The sequence below is a fragment of the Agrobacterium radiobacter genome, assembly GCF_040801995.1.
GTDB classification, from domain to species: Bacteria; Pseudomonadota; Alphaproteobacteria; order Rhizobiales; family Rhizobiaceae; genus Agrobacterium; species Agrobacterium radiobacter.
Map to the genome: position 1 here is coordinate 2,666,316 of NZ_JBEGHX010000001.1, position 17,522 is coordinate 2,683,837.

The window sequence follows — 17,522 nt, forward strand, 5'->3', positions numbered from 1 at the left end:
AAAGCCATCCGCCGCGTTGCGTGCGGCGAATGGCTCAAGCGGTTAAGCAATGATGAACGGTATTACTTGGTGCCGTACATGCGGTCGCCGGCATCGCCGAGGCCAGGAACGATGTAACCCTTTTCGTTCAGCTGCTTGTCGATTGCGGCGGTGTAGATCGGCACATCGGGATGCGCTTCACGGAAATTCTTGATGCCCTCGGGGGCGGCCAGCAGACACAGGAAGCGAATGTTCTTAGCACCACGTTCCTTCAGCTTTTCCACGGCGGCAATCGAGGAATTGCCGGTCGCCAGCATTGGATCGACAACGATGATAAGGCGCGCATCGAGACTTTCGGGAGCCTTGAAGTAATATTCGACGGCCTCCAGCGTATCGTGATCGCGATACACACCGATATGGGCAACACGCGCCGAAGGCACGAGTTCCAGCATGCCTTCCAGCAGGCCGTTGCCGGCGCGCAGGATGGAGGCGAAAACCAGCTTCTTGCCCTCCAGCACCGGAGCCTCGATGGTTTCGAGCGGCGTATCGATGGTTTCCATCGTCATTTCAAGGTCGCGCGTCACTTCATAGCAGAGCAGCGTCGAGATTTCCCTGAGCAGGCGGCGGAAGCCGGCCGTTGAGGTTTCTTTCTTGCGCATGATGGTAAGTTTGTGCCGCACCAGCGGATGTTCGATGACTGTGACGCCGTCCATGAAACTGGCCTTCCTTTTTATCTTGTGCCCCTGTAATTCACCGAAAGTACGCTTTTCGCAAGCCTTCTTCGCGGTTTTACCCCGCGAACCGCAGCGTCACGCACAATCGAGTTTTGCGAGCAGCTGGTTGCGCGTTTCCTCGTCCACGAAGGCGCATTCCAGCGCGGTTCGGGTCATGCGGTTGATCTCGGCATCGCTGAAACCGAACTCGTCCGCGGCCAGCGCGTATTCCCGTGCAAGCGAGGTGAAGAAAAATGGCGGATCGTCGGAACTGATGCAGACGCGCACCCCCGCGTCGTGCAACGCCTTGAGTGGATGGCTGCCGAAATCGGGATAAACGTCGAGTGCGATGTTCGATCCGGGGCAGACCTCCAGAACCGTTCCCGTCTCGACCAGCCGGGCGATGAGGCCGGCATCTTCGATGGCGCGCACGCCATGGCCGATGCGGGCTGGTTTGACGAGATCGAGCGCATCGGCAACGCTTTCAGGGCCGCAAACCTCGCCCGCGTGAATGGTCAGCCCGAGACCCGCATCGCGGGCGATATCGAAGGCGCGCACATAATCGGCGACGCGACCCATGCGCTCCTCGCCCGCCATGTTGAAGCCGGTCACCAGTGGATGCCGGGCGCGTGCTGCATATTCCGCCGCTGCGATCACCCGTTCAGGACCGAAGTGGCGCTCGCCGGTGACGATGATGCGGGTCTCGATGCCGGTCTTTTCTTTGGCGATCCTGATGCCCTCGGCAATGCCGGCGAGATAGGCGTCTGCACCGAGCCCGATGCGGTCACCATGGTCGGGCGAGATGATCAGTTCACTATAGATCGTGTTGGCCTCGGCAAGTTCAGTCAGATAGGTTTCCGTCAGAACCGCGTAGTCTTCGTCCGTCTTGAACACCTGCGCCACCGCATCGTAGCACTGGATAAATTCGGCGAAATCCGACCAGACATATTGGCCATCGCGCAAAAAGCCGCTGGTGTCTATGCCGTATTTCTCCGCCTGTCGTGCGACAAGCGCGGGCGATGCCGCCCCTTCAAGATGGCAGTGGATTTCCGCTTTCAGCAAATGGGATGTCAAATGAAGCTCCTGCCGTGTGAACCGGCCTCGATGCCAAGATGGTGGGCGATGCTTTCGCCGATATCGGCGTAGCTTGAACGGATGCCGACATCACGGGAACGGATACCCGGTCCGAATGCCATGATCGGCACCCTTTCCCGCGTATGGTCGGTGCCCCGCCATGTGGGGTCGCAGCCGTGATCAGCGGTGAGAAGGGCGATATCGCCAGGCGCCATCTTGCGATGGATTTCGGGGATGCGCGCATCGAAGGCCTCAAGCGCCGCCGCATAACCCGCAACGTCGCGACGATGGCCGTAAAGCATGTCGAAATCGACGAAATTGGTGAAGACGAGATCGCCGTTTTCAGCTTCGTCGATGGCCTGCAACGTTGCGTCCATCAGGGCGCTGTTGCCATTTGCCTTGATGACGCGCGAGATACCCTGATGGGCATAGATATCGCCGATCTTGCCGATCGCGTGCACCTTGCGGCCGGCCTCCACAAGCCTGTCGAGCAGGGTCGGTTCCGGTGGCAGAACGGAAAAATCGCGGCGGTTGCCGGTGCGTTCGAAGGTTGCGACCGTTTCGCCGATGAAGGGGCGGGCGATGACGCGGCCGATATTCAGCGGATCGAGCAGCTTGCGCACCGTCTCGCAGAGCGCGATGAGCCGCTGCAACCCGAAATGTGTTTCATGCGCGGCTATCTGGAATACGGAATCGGAAGAGGTGTAGCAGATCGGCTTGCCGCTCCTGATATGCTCCTCGCCGAGCTTCGCGATGATCTCTGTGCCGGAAGCATGACAATTGCCGAGAATGCCGGGAATATCGGCTTGCCTGCAAATGGCCTCCACCAGATCGGGAGAAAAGGCGCCGCCCTCCGTCGGGAAATATCCCCAGTCGAACGTTACCGGCGTGCCGGCGATCTCCCAATGGCCGGAAGGCGTATCCTTGCCTTTGGAGATTTCACTGGCGGAACCGTGAAGGCCGAAAATACGCTCAGGCGGTTCCATGCCGGCGGGAATGTCGCCGCTTGCCTGTTTCGCGATCTCCAGCAGGCCGAGCGAACACATGTTCGGCAGTTTCAGCGGACCGGAGCGAAGCCCGGCTTTGTCGGCAGCGCCCGCGGCACAGAATTCCGCGATATGGCCAAGCGTGTTCGCGCCAAGATCGCCATAGTGTTCCGCATCGGGTGCACCGCCGACACCGAAGGAATCCAGAACGAAAAGAAATGCTCTTGCCATAACTCACCGAAACAAAATGCGCCGACGGGCAATGTCAGGCCGAGCTGTCGTTATAGATCAGCAAAACGTGAAGAAGGAAGTGCTTTTATGAACCATCCGGTAAAACCGGTCGTTCAATCCTCGCCCCGTTTCGATTTGGGAGCGTTGAGATTGTGCAGGACATACCAGCCCGCGGCCACCACCATGGCCGCCAGAATATACCACGTAACGGCATAGGAGAGGTGGTTGTTGGGGAAGGTGAGCATGGTCTTGCCGCCGACCGGCAGGCCGTCCGGATTGGGTGTTGCGTCGGCGTCGACATAGAACGGCGCGACATCGGAAAGGCCGGATGCCTGCGAAATCTGAGGAATATTGCGGGAATACCAGCGGCCATTTGCCGGATCGTTGGTGCGCAGGAAAAGCCCGCCGGTTTCGGGCGCGCGCATCAGCCCGGTGATCTCGACGTTGCCGGCTGGTTCGCCTTCCCGGCGGGAGGACGGGTCACGCCGGTCGGACGGCACGAAGCCTCGATTGACGATGATGCTGGAGCCATCGTCGCGCTTGAGCGGCGTCATCACCCAATAGCCGGGACCGAGGTCTGTGACCGTATAGACCTGAACCTCCCTGTCGTTGAGGAAGGTGCCGGACAGTTTCACACGGCGATATTCGTATTCTGCGGGGTCTTTGAGGGCTGGCCATTCGCCGGCGGCAGGGGCATCGACGGGGTCGGCATGGGCGCGGGCTTCGATGCGCTCGATAAGATCGAGCTTCCAGGAAAGGCGTTTGACCTGCCATGTGCCGAGCACCAGCAGCAGACCCGTCAGGACAACGGTCAGAAACAGAACGATGATCGCGGCGGGGCGGATACGCCGGTTGTGGGGTGTGGTGTCACTCATGTCACGGTCCTTGCGAAGCGCGGCTGGCGGGAAAGGCCATCTGCTTTGGCGTCCACCGGGGGCTTCCTCCAGCAAATAACCCCATAAATCGCACCGGGATTCATGGGGTTATGTGTTGGCGCGGAACGCGGCCCGCCGGAAAACCGGCAGGCCGCTGATATCTGCTGCTCAGGGCAGGTTCTTCACATCCTCGATGTGCAGCGGCATCATGTTCTTGTTCATGTTGTACATGACCCAGAGCGAGCCGGAGAGCGTGATCAGGAGCACCACGACGGTGAAGATCAGCGCCATGAAGGTCCAGCCGCCTTCGGACTTGGTGTCCATGTGCAGGAAGTAGATCATATGCACGAAGATCTGGATGACGCCGAGACCCATGATCGCGATGACCAGCAGGGTCTTGTTTTCAAGAACGTCGCCCATGACCAGCCAGAAGGGGATCGCCGTCAGGATAACCGACAGGATAAAGCCGATCATGTAGCTCTTGAACGTGCCGTGGCTGGCGCCATCATGATGATGGTCGTCGCCATGCGCGTCGTGATGTGCGTGTGCTTCGGAACTCATCAAAGAACTCCCATGAGGTAAACGAAGGAGAAGACGCCGATCCAGATGACGTCAAGGAAGTGCCAGAACATCGACAGGCACATCAGGCGGCGTTTGTTTGCCGCGATCAGGCCATGCTTGGTAACCTGAACCATCAACGTGACGAGCCAGATGATGCCGAAGCTGACGTGCAGTCCGTGCGTACCGACCAGCGCGAAGAAGGCTGACAGGAACGCCGAGCGCTGCGGGCCGGCGCCTTCCGCGATCAGGTGGTGGAATTCGTAGAGTTCCACGGCAAGGAAGGCGAGGCCGAAGAGACCGGTGACGCCGAGCCAGACCAGCGTGGCCTTCACCTTCTGCTTTTCCATTTCCAGCATGGCGAAGCCATAGGTGATGGAGGAGAAAAGCAGGAAGCCGGTATTGATCGCCACCAGCTTCAGATCGAACAGGTCGGCGCCCGAAGGACCGGCCGCATAGTTGCGGCCGACAACGGCATAGGTGGCAAACAGCGTTGCGAAGATGAGGCAGTCGCTCATCAGATAGAGCCAGAAGCCCAGCGAGGTGCCGTTCTCCGGGTGGTGGTCTTCCTTCAGGTAGAAGACCGGTTCAGCGCCGTCGACGCTTTGTGCAGGTGTATGAGACATGTTCCGTTACGCCTGTTCCGCGAGCAGCTTGGTACGTTCCGCCTCGACCGTCGAAACGTCGGACGCCGGAATGTAATAATCGCGATTGTAGTTGAAGGTATGGGCGATGGAGACCGCGATGATGGCGAGCATGGAGAGAGCCGCAAGCCACCAGATATGCCAAACCAGGGCGAAGCCGAGAACCACGCTGATGGCGCTGATGATGACGCCTGCGCCGGTGTTCTTCGGCATATGGATCGGGATGAAGCCTTCCTTGGGACGGTTGTAACCGCGCTTCTTCATGTCCGCCCAGGCGTCGACATCATGGATAACAGGCGTGAAGGCGAAGTTGTAGGCCGGCGGCGGCGACGAGGTCGACCATTCCAGCGTACGGCCATTGTAGGGGTCGCCGGTCACGTCGCGCAGCTTGTCGCGATTGAGGAAGCTGACGATGAGCTGGATGACGAAGGAGGCGATGCCGAGCGCGATCAGGAAGGCGCCGAAGGCGGCGATGAGGAACCAGATCTGCAGGGAATTATCCTCGAACTGGCTGATACGGCGGGTAATGCCCATCAGGCCGAGAATATAGAGCGGCATGAAGGCGAAATAGAAGCCGATGAACCAGAACCAGAAGGACAGCTTGCCCCAGAACGGATCGAGCCGATAACCGAAGGCCTTCGGGAACCAGTAGACGATGCCCGCAAGCACACCGAACACCACGCCACCGATGATGGTGTTGTGGAAGTGGGCGATGAGGAACAGCGAGTTGTGGAGCACGAAGTCCGCAGGCGGAACGGCGAGAAGAACGCCGGTCATGCCGCCGATGACGAAGGTGATCATGAAGCCGATCGTCCACAGCATCGGAACATCGAACTTGATGCGGCCCTTATACATGGTGAAGAGCCAGTTGAAGATCTTCGCACCCGTCGGGATCGAGATGATCATCGTGGTGATGCCGAAGAAAGCGTTGACGCTTGCGCCGGAACCCATGGTGAAGAAGTGGTGCAGCCACACGATATAAGCGAGGATGGTGATGACACCCGTGGCGTAAACCATCGAGGCATAACCAAAGAGACGCTTGTTGGAGAAGGTCGAAACGATTTCCGAGAAGACGCCGAAAGCCGGCAGCACCAGGATGTAAACTTCGGGATGGCCCCAGATCCAGATGAGGTTAACATACATCATCGGATTGCCGCCGAGATCGTTGGTGAAGAAATTGGTGCCAACGTAACGGTCAAGGGTCAGAAGGGCGAGCGTGCCGGTCAGGATCGGGAACGAAGCCACGATCAGGATGTTCGAACACAGAGACGTCCAGACGAAGATCGGCAGGCGCATCATGGTCATGCCAGGGGCGCGCATCTTGATGATCGTCACGATCAGGTTGATGCCCGATAGCGTCGTTCCCACACCGGCGATCTGCAGACCCCAGATGTAATAGTCCACACCCACACCCGGACTGCCGTCGATACCGGAAAGCGGCGGATAGGCGAGCCAGCCGGTCTGCGCATATTCACCGATGAACAACGAGATCATGGTGATGACCGCGCCGGCCGTGGTCATCCAGAAGGAGAAATTGTTGAGGAAGGGGAACGAAACGTCGCGGGCGCCGATCTGCAGCGGCACGACGAAGTTCATGAGACCCGTGATCATCGGCATGGCCATGAAGAAGATCATGATGACGCCATGGGCCGTGAAAATCTGGTCGTAATGGTGTGGCGGAAGGTAACCTTCCGATCCGCCGGAGGCGATCGCCTGCTGAACGCGCATCATGATCGCGTCGGCGAAGCCGCGCAACAGCATGACCAGCGCCAGAATGATGTACATGATACCGATCTTCTTGTGATCGATGCTCGTGAACCATTCGTTCCAGAGATAACCCCACAGGCGGAAATAGGTAAGGGCGCCGACGACGGCGATGCCGCCCAGAGCCACGGCCGCGAAGGTCGCGACAAGAATGGGCTCGTGAAGCGGGATGGACTCCCAGGTCAGCTTCCCGAACAGGAACGACGTTTGATCGGAATTGACGATCATTTTAGCCTCTTGCGATTCGAAAACGTAAATTCGGCGCGGACAGGCCGCGCCGCAGAATGCCGGGACGTATCGTCAGCCAGCGACTTGTTTCTTTTCCGGCAGCGCCGCAGGCTCGAAAGTCTGACCTTCGATCGCAGCCGGAGTGGATTGGGGGCCGCTGGCGACGCCGTAAGGCGCAAGCGGTGTGCAGACGACGGAGTTCAGCGCCTTGGCGATGTCGATGCCTTCCTTGCCGCCGCCGCCATTGGCGTCGATATGCATCATGTCGCGCATGCAGAGCTTGTTCGGCTCAACGCAGCGGTTGAGAATGGCGCTGTAGAGCTCCGGATCGACCGAAGCGAAATATTGCACCGGCTCACGCTCGGAAGGCTTGGCGAATTCCAGATATTCCTGCCGGCCAAAGCCCTTGCCGCCTTCCTTCGCCCTGGCAACCCACTGGTCGAAGCCCTGCTGGCTGAGGCCATGGAACTTGAAGCGCATGTGGGAGAAGCCCGGGCCGGAGAAGTTGGCCGAGAAGCCGTCGTAGACGCCTTCCTTGTTGATGACCGCATGCAGCTTGGTCTGCATGCCGCCCATGGCATAGATCTGGCCCGCAAGCGCTGGAACGAAGAAGGAGTTCATCGCGGTCGTGCCGGTGATCTTGAAATTGATCGGAACATCAACCGGAGCGGCGAATTCATTGACGCTGCCAATGCCGAGTTCGGGATAGAAGAACAGCCACTTCCAGTCCATGGCCACCACTTCGACGGTGATCGGCTTGGTCTCGGCGGTTACCTGGCGGGTCTCGTCGATACGCTCCAGCGGGCGATAGGGGTCGAGACGGTGGGTGGAAATCCAGGTCACGGTGCCGAGCATCAGGATGATGGCGACCGGAGCCGACCAGATAACCATTTCAAGGCGCGTGGAGTGGTGCCACTCGGGATCGTAGTCTTCGGCTTTCCCCGATTCGCGATACTTCCATGCGAAGAACAGTGTCAGGGCAATGACCGGGACGATGATGAGCAGCATCAGAACCGTGGACGTGATGATAAGGTCGCGCTGCTGGATGGCGACGTCGCCCGAAGGGTTCATCACCACGAGGTTACAGCCGCTGAGCAGCAGCAGAGCCGGGATTGCCAGAAGGGCGGATAGGATTTTTTTGATCGTGCGCACGTTCTTTGAACTCGTACAGTTTGGATTATGCCGCGAATAATTGCCGAACATCATTTTTCAAATGAGGTATATTGTCGCGGTGCAGCGAAACCTTCGCGATGCACCATGTCTCGGGCAGAGCTGCGTTTGAAGGCGGAGCGCGTGCATTATCGCATGGTCGACCGACTGGGCAACCCTTTATTGCCAAACTTCAATTGACGTTACGTAGGGTGCGTGTGACAATCCGTCGCATCGTAACGCAACGGAAGAGGAGCCGGCGCGTTACAGGAAATGGTTCGTCCATGACGCAGGAGGGATATTATGAGTTATACGAATGCTGCTCCATCCTTTGGGCAGGCGCCGGAAGCGAACGGACATGGGGCCGGTCCCGTCAAGGTCGATCCGGATCGCATTACGATTGCAGTCATTCTCGCGAGAATGACGGAGTTTTTCGACTTTTTCATCTATGCCATCGCCTCCGCGCTCGTTTTCCCGCATGTCTTCTTTTCTTTCGTCGATCCGCTGACGGCCACGCTCTATTCCTTCGCGGTTTTCTCATTGGCCTTTATCGCAAGGCCGATCGGCTCGCTGATCTTCCTCCAGATCGACCGAAAATTCGGGCGCGCCGTGAAGCTGATGGCCGCCCTCTTCACGCTCTGTGGTTCCACCATGGCGATCAGCTTTCTTCCGTCCTATGCGGAAGCAGGCGTGCTTGCTCCCTGTCTTCTGGCGGTATTCCGCATCGGCCAGGGTCTTGGCCTTGGCGGTGCTTGGGACGGTCTAGTCTCGCTGCTCGCCATGAATGCGCCGCCGAAGCAGCGCGGCTGGTACGCCATGATGCCGCAGATCGGTGCGGCCATGGGCTTTGGCCTCGCCAGCGCCTTCTTCATCGTCTTCGTCACGCAGCTTTCCAATGCGGAATTCCTTGCCTGGGGCTGGCGTTTCCCCTTCTTCGTGGCGCTGGCGCTCAATGTTCTCGCACTGTTTGCCCGTCTTCGCATGATCGTGACGCCGGAATTCCAGGCCATGCTGGAGCAGCATGAGCTGGAACCGCGCCCGATGTTCAAGATGCTGCGTTCGCAGTTTCCGGTGGTCGCCACCGGTGCCTTCGTGCCGCTGGCGAGCTTTGCGCTCTTCCATCTCGTCACGGTCTTTCCGCTGAGCTGGGTTTCGCTCAACACCAGCCAGCGTGTCTCGGACTTCCTGTTCGTGCAATTCGTCAGCGCCATCATCGCTGGCGGCATGATCGTGGTTTCAGGCATACTGGCCGACAGGATCGGCCGGCGGAAGCTTCTGGCTGTCGCGGCGGTGCTGATTGGGCTCTTCAGCCTCGTGGCCCCTGTTCTCCTGAGTTCGGGCGATATCGGTCGCTATCTCTTCGTGCTGATCGGCTTCTCGCTGCTTGGCCTGTCCTTCGGTCAGGCGGGCGGCGCACTCGCCTCCCGCTTCAGTCGGGAATACCGTTATACCGGCGCATCGCTCACCTCGGATATTTCCTGGCTGATCGGGGCCGGTTTCGCACCGCTGGTCGCACTCGGATTTTCGTCCAAATTCGGCCTTTTCGCGGTTGGCATCTATCTGATGTCGGGCGCTCTTTGTACCCTGATTGCCCTCTGGTTCAGCCGTACGCTGGACATGCCGTCTGAGTGATCTCGGCAATTTAAAAATCCCTGCAGCCATCGCGCCGGGGAATCCTGTCGGATTTCGCGGCGTTTTTGTTTTTTTATTGCGCAAGGCCGATTTTAATCTTGACTCGGTCGATCATGAAATATTATGTAAGTACTACTGACGTAATTCAGTGTATCTCACCGCCGGAAAGCCGGCCATCAGGGAACGCGATGCGAACGATGACGATCATTATTTGCGAGAAAGCGGCCATCGCCGCCACGCCGTTTGCCGGCCGCAAAACGACCGTTCGCGCCATTAAACGCCGATAAGCAGAAGAAGAGGAGCAGCCAGGTCGCCTGCGGCTCCGCCCGCAGAGTGCCGGTTGCCGCGCCGAATTTCGGGAAAAGAGGGTGATGCCGCGCGAAATGCGCAACGAGAGGAGAGTGCCTTGAGTGTGACGGAGCAAAAATTCGGCCTTTACGATGCCGCTTTTGAAAAAAGCAGCTGTGGCGTCGGTTTCATCACCCGCAAGGATGGCGCGCAGACACATGATGTATTGAAGCGCGGCCACGAGGCGCTCTGTGCTGTGCCGCATCGCGGCGGCATGTCGGCGGAAGGTGTCGGTGACGGTGCCGGCGTGTCGCTCGACATCTCGCTCTCCTTTTTCCAGAAGCTGACGGGCAACGATACCTTGCAGGCCGGCCGGTTTGGCGTCGGCAATTTTTTCCTGCCGCAGAACCCAGCTTTCCATGAACAGGCGGTTGGCATTATCGGCAGCGCGCTGCAGCAGCAGGGGTTTTCGATCCTCATCGTCCGCGACGTGCCGGTGAATGACGCGGCCATCCGCCCGGCTGCCATCCCTTACCAGTTGCCGATCCGGCAATGGGTTTTTTCGGCTCCAGTGGAATGCGCAACTCTCGTCGAATTCGACTGGCGCATCCACAAGGCGCTGCTTGCCATTGAAGCGCTTGCCTATACGGTGCCGGAACTCACCGGTTTTTATCCGCTATCGCTCAGTGCGCGGACGCAGGTGCTCAAAGGGCGTCTGAACTCGCACGAGGTCATGCCCTATTTCTGCGACCTCACCGATCCGCGCCATGAAGTGCATACGATGTATTTCCACACGCGGTTTTCAACCAATACCGATCCACACCCCTCCATGGCGCAGCCTTTCCGCCTGATGGCGCATAATGGTGAGCTCAACACCGACAAGAAGAACCGGTTGTCGGAAGCGGCCGTGGCGCTGGCGAAGAATGCCAGCATCGTCAGGCCCAAGGGCCAGTCGGACAGCTGCCGGCTGGACCAGACCTTGCAGGCGCGGGTGATGGAGGATGGTCTCGACCTCGTCACCGCCGTGGTCTCGATGATGCCGCCGGCATGGGAAAACGACGACACCCTGTCGCCCGGCGTCAAGGCGATGCTGGAATATTTCTCGCTCTATGAGGAGAAGAATGACGGCCCGGCCGCGCTGATTTTCGGCGACGGCACCATCATCGGTGCCCGGCTCGACCGCCTCGGCCTGCGCCCGCTGCGCACCGTCGAGACGGAGGATTATCTCTGTGTCATGTCGGAGGCGGGGCAGATCGCCTTTCCGGCCGAAAGCGTCATCCGTCGCGGCCGCATCGAGGCGGGCGGCATGCTTTATTACGATCACGCCGAACGTCGCGCCTTTTCCACCGTCGAGGCGTTGGAGCTTCTGGCGGCGCGGAGGGACTATCCGGCGCTGCTGTCCGAATCCCGGGTAATGCTTGATGATTTACCAGAAGTGTCCGCCGAAAAGCAGGGCTCGCCGCTTCGTTACAATGGCGATCTGGAACGGCATCAGCGCTACGTCGCCTATTCGCACAATCAGGAAAGCTTCAAGTTCCTGATGGACCCGATGCTGGCGTCGGGCGCGGAAAAAATCTCGGCCATGGGTTATGGCAACGCCATCAACGCGCTCTCCGATCAGGAAGGCGGGGTTGCCAAATATTTCTCGCAACGTTTTGCGCAGGTCACCAACCCGCCGCTCGACAGCATTCGCGAGGCTGACGGCATGACGCTGCGCGTCGCTCTTGGTGCAAAGCCGAACAGCGGCGCGAAGAAGGCTCGCCAGATCGTCGTGCGCTCGCCGATCCTGACCCACCTCGATATGCTGCGCATTCGTGAACAGCCCGAGACGCCGGTTCGCCGTTTCGAGATGCTCTATACGCCAGTCCTCGATGTCGCGGATGCCAACGAAGCGGCCTTGCGGCAGGCGATCGACGGTCTCTGCGACGAGGTCGTGGCTTTCGCGGCGCAGGAAGGCGGGATTGCCGTCATCACCGATCGGCATGTCTCGGCAGGCCGCGCGGCTTTGCCTATGATCATGGTCGTCTCCGCCATCAATCAGCGACTGATCGAGGAAGGTCTGCGGCTGCGTGTTTCGCTGATCGTTGAAAGCGGGCAGTTTTCCTCCTCGCATCACATTGCGGCGAGCCTCGGCTTCGGCGCTTCGGCCGTCTATCCGCTCGGCGTGCAATTCCGCGCCGAGGAGAAATTTGGTGCTGATGCCGACAAGGCCTTCAAGCGTTTCGCTAAGGCGGCTGAAAAGTCGTTGATGAAGACCATGGGCAAGGTCGGGCTGTGCACGGCGGAAAGCTATATCGGCGGCGAGTTCTTCGAACCGAACTTCCTCGACACCAACGATCCGGTGCTGAAGCGTTATTTCCCGAATGTGAAGACCCCGGTCGGCGGCGTCAATTTCGCCGTCATCGCGCAGGCGGTGGCCGATTGGCATCGGAAGGCGCTTTCCGTGAAGGGGGAAAATGACATTCCCCTGCTCGGTCTTTTCAAGGAGCGCGCCGAAGGTGCCGGCCATTCCTATGGCACGACGGCCGTTCGCGGTTTTGTGGACATGACGGAGGAAAAGATCGGTTTCGACAAGGGAACCGACAATGAAGAGGCGCTGCGCCTCCTGCCGCTCAATCGGCTGGAAGACGCTTTCGGTCTCAACGATGCGGCCTATTATCACAACAGCTTCGACCGGCTGACCCCGGAGGCGATCGACGCCTTCGAGGTAACGCCTGGTTACCGTGCCTTCGCCCGCATGATGGCCGAAGAAAGGGCGCGCCGTCCCGCCGCCCTGCGCGATGTTCTGGAATTGCCGGCCGATGTGACTTTCGCCGGTTCGGCAGAAGAATTCCGCCGGGAGATGGGTCGCTTTTCCCGGCATGGCAATAACAGTTTCATGGTGCGCGGATTGCTTTGCGAGAGCGCGGGAGACGGTGCGTTCCGGCTGCAATTGACCGGCCCGCACGGTCATGAACTTGCCCGGCTTGCCGCACTCGGCCAGTCATTGCTCGACCGCTTCGGAACTGATATCCCCGGCCATTGGCTGGAAGGGGGCGCGCTGCTGGTTCAGGCGAAGGGCGAGGCATTCACCCACCTGTCTCTCATCCGCACAGCGCCGGCAGGCATTCCGCTCGATGCCGTGCAGAAGGCCAGCGAGATCACCAAGACCCTCGCATCGGGCGCCATGAGCCATGGCGCACTGGTCGCGGCTGCCCATGAGGCGGTGGCGCATGGCACCAATATGGTCGGCGGCATGTCCAATTCGGGTGAGGGCGGCGAGCATATTTCCCGTTACGGCACCATCCGCGCCTCCCGCATCAAGCAGTTCGCCTCCGGCCGTTTCGGCGTCTGGGCCGGTTATCTTGCCGATCCGATGCTGGAGGAAATCGAGATCAAGATCGGCCAGGGTGCAAAGCCGGGCGAGGGCGGGCAATTACCGTCTCCCAAGGTGACGGTCGAAATTGCCGCCGCGCGCGGCGGCACGCCGGGCGTCGAGCTTGTCTCGCCGCCACCGCATCACGACACTTATTCGATCGAGGATCTGGCCCAGCTCATCCATGACGCCAAGGCGGCGCGTGTGCGCGTCATCGTCAAGCTCGTCTCGTCGGAAGGTATCGGCACGATCGCGGTCGGCGTCGCCAAGGCTGGGGCGGATGTCATTAACGTTGCCGGCAATACCGGCGGCACGGGTGCAGCCGCCGTGACCAGCCTCAAATATACCGGCCGTGCGGCGGAAATCGGCATTGCCGAGGTGCATCAGGCGCTTTGCGCCACCGGCCTGCGCGCCAAGGTGCTGCTGCGTTGCTCCGGCGCGCACCAGACGGCGAGCGACGTGGTGAAATCAGCACTTCTCGGCGGTGACAGTTTCGAGTTCGGCACCACGGCGCTGATGATGCTGAAATGCGTGATGGCGAAGAACTGCAACATCAAGTGCCCAGCGGGTCTCACTACCAATCAGGAAGCTTTCAACGGTGATCCGCGCGCGCTGGCGCAATATCTCATGAACATCGCCCATGAGACCCGCGAGATCCTGGCCGCACTCGGGCTGCGCTCGCTGCGCGAAGCACGGGGCCGTTCCGATCTTCTTCACCTTCTCGATCATTCGGCCAGCGTCGGCCAGCTTGACCTCCGGGCGATGCTTGCCGTGGTCGAGGAAGTGAAGATCGACAACCCCGTCTATATGGAAAAGGACTTCGCGCTTGATGATGCCTTCATCGAACTCGTCCGCTCGGCACTGATCGACAGCAGACGGGAAAACATCGAGCTTGGCGGCAATCGTTTCCTCAACAATTGCAACAAGAGCGTCGGCGGCCAGCTCGCCGTCGATATCGAGCGCATGCTGAACCACGAGCTTTCCGACGAAGAGGCGGATGCGCTGCCGGCAGTGAAGCAGGACAGCCGTGGCCGCCGGTTCCTCGAGGCTGGGTCGGTGCGCATCGATACTTCAGGGTCGGCCGGGCAGTCCTTCGGCGCTTTCTGCAATGACGGCATGGTCATGGTCCATACCGGCACCTGCAATGACGGCGTTGGCAAAAGCGCCTGCGGGGGCACCATCGTCGTACGCTCTCCGGGCGGCGGTTCGCAAGAGGCTGGCGGCAATGTGCTGGTCGGCAATTTCGCGCTGTTCGGCGCCACTGGCGGCCGCACTTTCGTCGAGGGTCAGGCGGGCGACCGTTTCGCGGTGCGTAACTCCGGCGCGACCGCCGTGGTCGAAGGCGTGGGCGATTTCGCCTGCGAATACATGACCAACGGTGCCGTTCTCAACCTTGGCAGTTTCGGCAAGGGTTTCGGCAACGGCATGAGCGGCGGTTTCGTCTATCAGTATGATCCCTATGGCGATCTGCCGAAGAAGGTCAGCCACGATTCCATCCTGCTCGGTTCGATCACCGGTGAGGACGAACAGGCCGCGATCCACAATCAGGCCGTCCACCAGCTTTTGACCTGGCATGTCGCGGAGACCGGCTCGGCCAAGGCCGCATGGCTTCTGGAAAACTGGGAGAGCGAACAGCACAATTTCGTCTATGGCATGCCGCGCGCCCTGCTGCTTTATCAGGACAGCGATGAAATTCTGAAGGCGAAGCCCCGCAAGGAGCTGCTGGAGGAACTGGCATCTGCGCTTGCCGCCCATCAGGTGCGGAAGTTCAAGCTCGCTTACCGCGACCGTAAGGCCGTTTTGAACGGAACCGTACCGGGTTATGGCGAGACGGACACGGAGGACATGTATGCGCTTCTCAACAACTACACGGTGTTGAGCATGGCGCAGGCAATCGCCCTGCAGCGGCTGCCGATGGCGGCGGGCCCTTCCGATCCCGCAATCGAAAAAGCCGTACGCAATCTCATCCTCACGGAAGACTACGCATTGATGCAGCGTTTGCTGAAATACGCCCGCGAGGCGCTCTCCGATCATAGCGATGAACAGCTTGCGGTGATGATCGCCGCCAAGCGTCTCGACGACTACAAGCAGGCGCTGGCGCGCCGCAACATCTGGTCGGTGGACAGCCCCGGCACCTATGGCTGGATCATTCAGCAGAACCGGAAAAACATCGAGAGGATCGGCCGTCTGCCGGGCTTCGAGGAGCTTTTCGCGGTGCGTGCCATTCCAGATCTCGCCACCGCATCCAGCCACAGGGCAGCATGATGAAGATACCTTATATTCCCGAAGACGCGCCCTTCAATGGTGATCAGCGCGCATGGCTTTCCGGTTTTCTGGCCGGGCTCCATTCCCGCGCCGCCATAGGTATGGAGACTTCTGTTGCCGCCGCCGCCCCAAAGGCGGCGGCCAGTGTGCTGAATATTCTCTTCGGCACACAGACCGGCAATGCCGAGGCCTTAGCCATGGATATCGCCGCCGCCGCCCGTGCGCAGGGCATGCGGCCGGTGGTGGCTGCGCTGGATGATGTCTCGATGGACGGTCTCGGTGCCATGAAGCGGGTCATCGTCGTCACCTCGACTTACGGCGAAGGTGAAATGCCTGACAATGCCCAGCTTTTCTGGGAAGCACTTTCCACCGACGCCGCGCCGCGTCTGGACGAGATGAATTTTGCCGTGCTTGCGCTTGGCGACACCGGTTATGACGGTTTCTGCCAGGCGGGCAAGCTCATCGATACGCGGTTCGAGCAACTTGGCGGCAAGCGGATGAAGACGCGTATCGACTGCGATATCGACTTCGAGGATGCGGCCGCCGCATGGATCGGCGAGACCCTGCCACTTGCGCTTGCTGTCGATGGTGGCAATGCGGCAGCTGTCATGCCGGATGTTGCCGAACCTACTGTGCCGACAAAGCAGGGCTGGAACCGCAAGAATCCCTATTCGGCTGAGGTGAGCGTCAATCGCCGCCTGTCCGGTCCCAGATCGTCCAAGGAGATTCGTCACTACGAATTCGGTCTCGGCGAAAGCGGGCTCGACTATGAGGCGGGTGATGCCCTTGGCGTCGTGCCCCTGAACGATCCGAGACTGGCGGGCGCGCTGCTGGAACACTTCGGAGCGGCCGCGGACAGCCAAATCAGCGGGCTGGACCGGCCCGTTGGCGATGCGCTTCTCAACATGTTCGAGATATCGACTCCCTCGCGCGAACTCGTTGCCGAAATCGGCAAGCGTGCGGGGCATGAGGAACTCAGCCACATCATCGCAAACGGAGACAGGGAGCAGATGGGCGCCTTTCTCTGGGGCAAGGATATTCTCGACCTCATCAATCTCGGCGGAAAGCCGCTATTTGATGTCGCTGAATTCGTGACATTGCTGAAGCCGCTGCAGCACCGGGCCTATTCCATCTCCTCCAGCCCTCTGGTTGCGAAAAACAGCGTGCATCTGACGATTGCCAGCGTTCGTTATCGCGCCGAGGGCCGTGAGCGCGGCGGCGTGTGCTCCACCTATCTGGCCGACCGGGTGGAGGCTGGACGGAATGCCGGAATTTTCGTCTCGCCGAACAAGTCATTCCGTGTGCCGCAGGACAATGATGCGCCTGTTATCATGGTGGGACCGGGAACGGGCATCGCGCCCTTCCGGGCATTTCTGCAGGAACGACAGGCGCGCGGCGCCAAGGGCAAGAACTGGCTGTTTTTCGGTGATCAGCACCGGCAGTCGGACTTCATCTATGAAAACGAACTTGCCGACATGAGCCGCGACGGCGTGCTGACCCGTCTCGACCTGGCCTTTTCACGGGATCAGGTGGAGAAGATCTATGTCCAGACACGTATGCGGCAGAACGGCAAGGCGCTCTATCAATGGCTTGAAGAGGGCGGTTATTTCTACGTCTGCGGTGATGCGACCCGCATGGCGAAAGATGTCGATGATGCCCTGCATAGTATCGTCAGCGATGAGGCCGGCATTTCTGCCGAAGCGGCAAGCGATTATGTGAACCGGCTGAAGCGCGAAAAACGCTATCTGCGCGATGTCTACTAGAGATTTCCCTGGATGAAA

11 protein-coding genes are annotated in these 17,522 nt (G+C 59.8%); 3 read left to right on the plus strand and 8 right to left on the minus strand.

What is annotated here, in order from left to right; genetic code table 11:
• Positions 1 to 62: 62 nt before the first annotated feature.
• The 8 genes from upp to cyoA all read right to left on the minus strand — a co-directional run bounded on the left by upp (position 63) and on the right by cyoA (position 8,255).
• Positions 63 to 692, minus strand: coding sequence for a uracil phosphoribosyltransferase (upp, locus tag MRBLRC7O_RS13075; RefSeq protein ID WP_003493096.1), 630 nt, complete (start codon positions 690 to 692; stop codon positions 63 to 65).
• A gap of 96 nt (positions 693 to 788) precedes the next feature.
• Positions 789 to 1,766 carry an adenosine deaminase gene (locus tag MRBLRC7O_RS13080; protein WP_003507251.1) on the minus strand — a complete coding sequence of 326 codons (978 nt, stop codon included), beginning with the start codon at positions 1,764 to 1,766 and terminating at the stop codon, positions 789 to 791.
• Positions 1,763 to 2,983, minus strand: a complete 1,221-nt coding sequence (locus MRBLRC7O_RS13085) for a phosphopentomutase (protein ID WP_003507252.1) — start codon at positions 2,981 to 2,983, stop codon at positions 1,763 to 1,765. Before MRBLRC7O_RS13085 ends, MRBLRC7O_RS13080 begins: the two co-directional genes overlap by 4 nt.
• 113 nt (positions 2,984 to 3,096) lie before the next feature.
• Positions 3,097 to 3,858 (minus strand): SURF1 family protein, encoded by a 762-nt coding sequence (locus MRBLRC7O_RS13090; protein ID WP_003507254.1) that lies wholly within the window; start codon positions 3,856 to 3,858, stop codon positions 3,097 to 3,099.
• A 168-nt stretch (positions 3,859 to 4,026) separates the two neighbouring features.
• Positions 4,027 to 4,419 carry a cytochrome o ubiquinol oxidase subunit IV gene (gene cyoD / locus MRBLRC7O_RS13095; protein ID WP_003507255.1) on the minus strand — a complete coding sequence of 131 codons (393 nt, stop codon included), beginning with the start codon at positions 4,417 to 4,419 and terminating at the stop codon, positions 4,027 to 4,029.
• Positions 4,419 to 5,042, minus strand: coding sequence for a cytochrome o ubiquinol oxidase subunit III (gene cyoC, locus MRBLRC7O_RS13100; RefSeq protein WP_367727437.1), 624 nt, complete (start codon positions 5,040 to 5,042; stop codon positions 4,419 to 4,421). The genes cyoD and cyoC overlap by 1 nt, the downstream gene beginning before the upstream one ends.
• A 6-nt stretch (positions 5,043 to 5,048) precedes the next feature.
• The gene (gene cyoB, locus MRBLRC7O_RS13105; protein WP_003507257.1) at positions 5,049 to 7,052 is read right to left on the minus strand and encodes a cytochrome o ubiquinol oxidase subunit I; all 2,004 of its coding nucleotides are present in this window, start codon (positions 7,050 to 7,052) and stop codon (positions 5,049 to 5,051) included.
• Between the two features lie 72 nt (positions 7,053 to 7,124).
• Complete coding sequence (gene cyoA, locus MRBLRC7O_RS13110) at positions 7,125 to 8,255, minus strand: ubiquinol oxidase subunit II (protein ID WP_003507258.1); 1,131 nt, start codon at positions 8,253 to 8,255, stop codon at positions 7,125 to 7,127.
• Positions 8,256 to 8,504: 249 nt separating this feature from the next.
• Between cyoA and MRBLRC7O_RS13115 the strand changes: the two genes are divergently transcribed.
• From MRBLRC7O_RS13115 to MRBLRC7O_RS13125, 3 genes are all read left to right on the plus strand, one after another.
• Entirely contained in the window at positions 8,505 to 9,833 is a 1,329-nt protein-coding gene (locus tag MRBLRC7O_RS13115; protein WP_003507259.1) for an MFS transporter, read from the plus strand.
• A gap of 406 nt (positions 9,834 to 10,239) precedes the next feature.
• Entirely contained in the window at positions 10,240 to 15,741 is a 5,502-nt protein-coding gene (locus MRBLRC7O_RS13120) for a glutamate synthase-related protein (protein WP_080865705.1), read from the plus strand.
• Entirely contained in the window at positions 15,738 to 17,504 is a 1,767-nt protein-coding gene (locus MRBLRC7O_RS13125) for a diflavin oxidoreductase (protein ID WP_077998528.1), read from the plus strand. Before MRBLRC7O_RS13120 ends, MRBLRC7O_RS13125 begins: the two co-directional genes overlap by 4 nt.
• Positions 17,505 to 17,522 lie beyond the last annotated feature (18 nt).

Coding starts and splice junctions, on each gene's coding strand:
- upp (WP_003493096.1), bottom strand. CDS start 692: ATGGACGGCGTCACAGTCATCGAACATCCGCTGGTGCGGCACAAACTT.
- MRBLRC7O_RS13085 (WP_003507252.1), bottom strand. CDS start 2,983: ATGGCAAGAGCATTTCTTTTCGTTCTGGATTCCTTCGGTGTCGGCGGT.
- MRBLRC7O_RS13090 (WP_003507254.1), bottom strand. CDS start 3,858: ATGAGTGACACCACACCCCACAACCGGCGTATCCGCCCCGCCGCGATC.
- cyoD (WP_003507255.1), bottom strand. CDS start 4,419: ATGAGTTCCGAAGCACACGCACATCACGACGCGCATGGCGACGACCAT.
- cyoC (WP_367727437.1), bottom strand. CDS start 5,042: ATGTCTCATACACCTGCACAAAGCGTCGACGGCGCTGAACCGGTCTTC.
- cyoB (WP_003507257.1), bottom strand. CDS start 7,052: ATGATCGTCAATTCCGATCAAACGTCGTTCCTGTTCGGGAAGCTGACC.
- cyoA (WP_003507258.1), bottom strand. CDS start 8,255: ATGTTCGGCAATTATTCGCGGCATAATCCAAACTGTACGAGTTCAAAG.
- MRBLRC7O_RS13115 (WP_003507259.1), top strand. CDS start 8,505: ATGAGTTATACGAATGCTGCTCCATCCTTTGGGCAGGCGCCGGAAGCG.
- MRBLRC7O_RS13125 (WP_077998528.1), top strand. CDS start 15,738: ATGATGAAGATACCTTATATTCCCGAAGACGCGCCCTTCAATGGTGAT.